The following is a 4,921-nucleotide window of genomic DNA, read 5'->3' as shown; positions in this document are numbered from 1 at the left end:
ACCGATCAATGGTCGTGGCACTGGCTGTTTTACCTGAACGTCGTGCCGGGGCTGGTGGTCGCGATCCTGGTGCCGAAGTTCGTTCGCATCGATGAACCCGACCTGTCGCTGTTGAAGAAAGGCGACTACCTCGGCATCGCGCTGATGTCGGGTTTTCTCGGATGTCTTGAATACGTGCTCGAAGAAGGTCCGCGCAAGAACTGGTTCGGTGACGACGTCATCATCACTTGCACCTGGATCGCGGCCATCTGCGGCTTCCTGTTCTTCGTTCACGCGTTCACCGCAAAAGAGTCGATCGTCGATCTGCGCGCGCTGGCGGTCAGGAACTTCGCAATTGGCAGTCTTTTGTCGTTTATCACCGGTATCGGGATCTTCGTATCGGTGTTCCTCACGCCGCTGTTCTTGAGCCGTGTGCGCGACCTCGATTCGCTGCACATCGGGCTCGCCTTGCTCTCAGTTGGCATATTCCAGTTGCTCGCGCTCAGCACGTACGCGTTCGCAACCCGATTCATCGACATGCGCTGGCTGATGCTATTCGGATTGATCTGCTTTGGCGCGGGCTGCTACTTCTACGTGCCGCTCACCAACGAGTGGGGCTGGCAGCAACTGCTCCTGCCACAGGCTCTGCGCGGGATCGGGCAGCAGTTCGCCGTGCCGCCCATCGTCACGATGGCGCTTGGGTCGTTGCCGCAATCGCGCCTGAAATCGGCGAGCGGCTTGTTCAACCTGATGCGCAATCTAGGCGGCGCGATTGGCATCGCGGTCAGTGCGACGATGCTCAACGATCGCCTCAACTTTCACTACGAGCGCTTGAACGAAAGCGTGGTGACGGGCAGTCCGCAAACCGAAGCGTTCCTCGCGCGCCAGGTGTCGCATTGGGGATCGGTCGCCGGCGATGCGCTGAACGCATCGAATGCCGGGCTCGCGAATCTCCACGCGATGGTTTATCGCGAGGCGCTGGTGATGACTTTCTCCGACACGTTCTACGTGCTCGCGCTGTGCTTTGTCGTAGGCATTCTGTGCGCGGTTTTCGCGCGGCCTATTACGAGCGCGCCACCTTCTCCCGACGCTCATTGAGACCAATATGAAAAAGCTGATGCTGGAGCTGGCGGCGTGCGCAGCGCTTGGCGCATGCGCCGTACAACCCGCCACGCATGCGGACTTGCCGACGGAAGTCGCGTCCGTAGCGCCGGTGGAATGGAGCGTTGCGGCCCGCCAGGACAGCGCTAATGCCGTCGCATGGTGGGCGGCGCAATTCGGCGATCCGGTGCTGCGTGAGTTGGTGACATCGGTACTGAGCCAGAACCTGGACGTGCAGGCCGCACTCGAACGCGTGAAGCAGGCTCAAGCTGTCACGACACAGCGCCGCGCCGCGCTGTTGCCGGAACTAGACGCGGGTGCAACCGCCGTCGACGCGCGTCAGAACACGCCGCCACCGCTAGGTTACGTGCGCCAGGCCGGGATTGGCTTGACACTGGACTGGACGCCCGACGTGTTCGGCGGCGAGCGTCTCGAACTGCTGGCCGCACAAGCGCAGTTGACGGGCCGCGAGCATGCCGTCGATGAGCTTCGCCTCGCGCTTGCGGCCAATACGGCGTCGGCGTATGTAGATCTGCGCTGGGCGCAAAGCGAGCAAAAAATCCTGCAGGATAACGTAGCAATTCGTGAGCGCGCCCTGCGTCTCACGCAGGAGCGCATGCAATACGGTTTATCGACACAGCTCGATGTCGCGCGTGCGCAGAATCAATTGAGCGAATTGCAGGCGCGGTTGCCGCGCGCCGCGTCGACGATCCAGCATCAGTTGAGCCTTATCGCGGTGTATTCCGGCCGCACACCCGAATCCGTCGATACCCTCGTGCTCGCCACGCCCGCAGCGATTCCCACGCCTGGAAACACGGTGCCGCAGATGTTGCCGTCGCAGGCGTTGCTGCGTCGCCCCGATGTGCAAAGCGCCTATGCCGAAGTCACGCAGCGCGCGGCTGAAGTGGGCGTGGCGAGGGCGGAGCGCTATCCGAAGTTCTCGCTGAATCTGAGCGATGGATTGCTGGCATCGTCCTATCTCGGCCTTCCCACGCTCACCGACAACCTCTTCAGTGCCGCGCTCAATGCGACCAGTCCGATCTTCAACGCGGGGCGCATCACGGCTGACATCGAACAGAACGAGAGCCGCATGCGCGAATCCGATTTGCATCTTCGACAAACCATGTTGCAGGCATTGAAGGACGTGGAAGATACGCGTAGCGACCTGGTCAGCACGTCCGAGCAAACCGATCGCCTGAACGACGCACTGCAGTCGTCGGATCAATCGTTGCGGCTTGCCACGCAACTCTATAAAGGCGGTGCGAGCGGTTTTCTCGACGTGCTGGCGGCACAGGAAGCGTATCTGAGGGATTCGGATTCGCTGAACCAGGCGAAGCGCGAGCATGCACTCGCGGCGGTGGCGATGTATCGATCGCTGGGCGGCGGATGGAGTGAAACGGGCGCGCAGGAGTGAAGGGCGCGGCGTCTCTCCGAGCAACCCGACCGGAACGGCGGGCTAACAATGTGTGAGTCCGGCAATGCACGGCCAAAAATGCCGCACGACACACCGTGCCGCCGTGCGCCGGAAAAATAGCCTGCTACACTTCAACTGCAACTTTAAGAACTGGCGCTTCTCAACCGTCTGTCAAGGGTGCCCGAAAATACGCCTGGCCGATTTGCCTTGCCTCGCGCAACGATTTGGCGCATTCTTAATCGTTCCGATGCTGGTGGCCGTCTCTTCGCATATCGGTCCTTCAGCGGGTTTCCACGACGGTCAGCGCAGTGTCGAGCGAGTGCGTCATGGCCATCCCTATCGTCGAATACCGCGGCTACGAATTGCGCGCTTATTCGCAGCAGATTTTCCCGCCGCACGGCGATCCGTTCGCCAAGGGTGAAAAGCGGTTCTCCGCCATCGTCCAGATCGATGCAATGCCGGTTGACAGCGCGACCTCGAAGCGTTATTCGCCGGTGCTGAAGGGAGCCGAGACGGCTAGCCCTGAAGCCGCGATCGAAGTTGCCATGCAGTACGGCCGCGACATTATCGACGGCAAAGTGCAGGAGGGGGCCCTGTACAACGTACGCAGCGGGCGCTTCTCACGCTCGGTACGACGTTTTCAACCGCGGTCATCGATTGCTGCACCCGCTTCCTTGACGCCCGCGCTATCAGGCGGCACGGAAAGCGCCACCTGACACGTGCCTTCTGAGAGAGGCCGCTGACAGTACTCACGCGTGACGAGACTTCGACGAAGTCGCGCAATAACCGAAAGAAGATCATGAACGACACAGTCAGAAGTTATCGCGGCCTCGAAATCTATCCGCTGATTTACCCGCACAAGCCGCGCGGCCCGGATGGCTCGCGCCACTACGACTCCGGCTTCGACGCTGCCGTCAGGATCTCGCGCCGTGGCGTGGACGACAGTACGACCACAAGCCGCGTGTATCGCGTGCCGGGCGAAGGTCCGTTCAGTGGGTCGGGCGAAGCGCGGCTCGCCTCCACGCGTTACGCTGAACGCCTGATTGACGGTCAAGTCGCGGGCGAATCGGTCGAAGACTTATGAGCTATTCGCTCGATCGCCCATCCTCGCGAACATTGTCGGGGGAACGTGCCGCCGACAAGCCAGTCGCATCGTCCAACTACAACGTGGCCGCTTCGTCACGCAGGGCTGCGGGCGGCACCATGCCCACCTTGCGGGTAGTGCGGGTGAGCGACAAGCGCGTGATTTATCCGTTCGTCGGCTGTGCCGATATGCCACTTTTCGCCGACGCCCAAAGCGCACGCGACTATGCCGAGCGTTATGGCGCAAGTCTTGTTGATGGTGACATCGCGGTGCCGGAATAGGCGCTGGAGCGGGGAAGGTCGCGCTATTGCGCGCGCGACGTTGCATCTTTCGACTAGGCTCAGTCCGAAATCACTTGACAGGTCTTCCTCCAGCAAGTATTCTGTAAGTCGAAGTATTCAAGAAGTTCGATTGCTGTTCATCATTCTCCGTTTTCTCCGCGGTATTTGTTGTCCTCTCACTTCCTTGAAACTTCTCTCGCCTCCAAAAGAGGATGCAACATTTTTATATTTTCAAGGATTTGTTATGGATACCGGTATCGTCAAGTGGTTCAACGACAGCAAGGGCTTCGGCTTCATTACGCCTGATGCAGGCGGCGACGACCTCTTCGCCCACTTTTCGGAAATTCGCAGCGACGGCTTTAAGACGCTCGCCGAAAACCAAAAGGTTAGCTTCGAAACCAAGCAAGGCCCGAAGGGTCTGCAAGCTTCGAACATCACCCCGCTGTAATTGATGTTTCGCGTGGGCTGGCTTGAGCCGGTTCACGCGTGTAGTACTCGTTTCGCGGAGCTCCGGCTCCTGGTTGCGGTAGCCGTGTGTCAAAGCCGGCGCCGTTTCCTATAAGCACAATTAAGTATTGCACCTGTCTGCTTCTGCTTGCATCTGTTTGCACTTCGCTAAGTCCGCTTTAGTCCCCCTGCAATCTTCTGCAATTCCGCTGCGATATCGTCGCGAACGCTGCTAGTTCGTGCCGCGCTTCTGCTTTAGGCTTTTCCCTCTGCGAATTTTTAGGCGCCAGCGCCAGTCATTGACGCATTCTGACATTTAACATGGGTCAGGCATGCGTATGTTCGTGTGGTTCAATCATGCAAAATCTTCATATTCATCATTACAACGGCTATCAAGTCGTCCCTTCAGCGCATCGTTTACCCGATGGCTCGTTTGCCTCGAATCTCTTGCTGGAACGCAAAAGCGGGACCAACAAAGGCAACCGCTACCAGTTTCACGTGCTTGATTGTTTCAAGGACGAAGCCCAAGCGCTCATTCATTCATGTAAATGGGCAAAACGCTGGGTCGATACTCGTGGCTGATTGATTCGCTGAATCGTTCGCGGCGTCATTCAT

Annotated in this window: 7 protein-coding genes; all 7 read left to right on the top strand. The window is 59.1% G+C overall.

Annotated elements, in window-relative coordinates; translation table 11 throughout:
* Positions 1–1,077, top strand: a 1,077-nt coding sequence (locus WCA53_RS00395; protein ID WP_423904053.1) for an MFS transporter, incomplete at its 5' end; no start/stop codon positions are given.
* Positions 1,078–1,084: 7 nt separating this feature from the next.
* Positions 1,085–2,494, top strand: coding sequence for an efflux transporter outer membrane subunit (locus WCA53_RS00390; RefSeq protein ID WP_423904050.1), 1,410 nt, complete (start codon positions 1,085–1,087; stop codon positions 2,492–2,494).
* A gap of 326 nt (positions 2,495–2,820) precedes the next feature.
* Positions 2,821–3,210 (top strand): hypothetical protein, encoded by a 390-nt coding sequence (locus tag WCA53_RS00385; protein ID WP_423904047.1) that lies wholly within the window; start codon positions 2,821–2,823, stop codon positions 3,208–3,210.
* 83 nt (positions 3,211–3,293) lie between these two features.
* Positions 3,294–3,578, top strand: coding sequence for a hypothetical protein (locus tag WCA53_RS00380; protein ID WP_423904044.1), 285 nt, complete (start codon positions 3,294–3,296; stop codon positions 3,576–3,578).
* Positions 3,575–3,859 carry a DUF6723 family protein gene (locus WCA53_RS00375; RefSeq protein ID WP_423904040.1) on the top strand — a complete coding sequence of 95 codons (285 nt, stop codon included), beginning with the start codon at positions 3,575–3,577 and terminating at the stop codon, positions 3,857–3,859. The genes WCA53_RS00380 and WCA53_RS00375 overlap by 4 nt, the downstream gene beginning before the upstream one ends.
* A gap of 244 nt (positions 3,860–4,103) precedes the next feature.
* Positions 4,104–4,307 (top strand): cold-shock protein, encoded by a 204-nt coding sequence (locus tag WCA53_RS00370; RefSeq protein WP_031362000.1) that lies wholly within the window; start codon positions 4,104–4,106, stop codon positions 4,305–4,307.
* 356 nt (positions 4,308–4,663) lie between these two features.
* Positions 4,664–4,888, top strand: a complete 225-nt coding sequence (locus tag WCA53_RS00365; RefSeq protein ID WP_423904038.1) for a hypothetical protein — start codon at positions 4,664–4,666, stop codon at positions 4,886–4,888.
* The last annotated feature ends 33 nt before the right edge of the window (positions 4,889–4,921 follow it).

Source organism: Caballeronia sp., assembly GCF_049581465.1.
GTDB lineage: Bacteria > Pseudomonadota > Gammaproteobacteria > Burkholderiales > Burkholderiaceae > Caballeronia.
The sequence above is the reverse complement of the archived record's forward strand: the minus strand, read 5'-3'. Positions and strand labels throughout refer to the sequence as shown.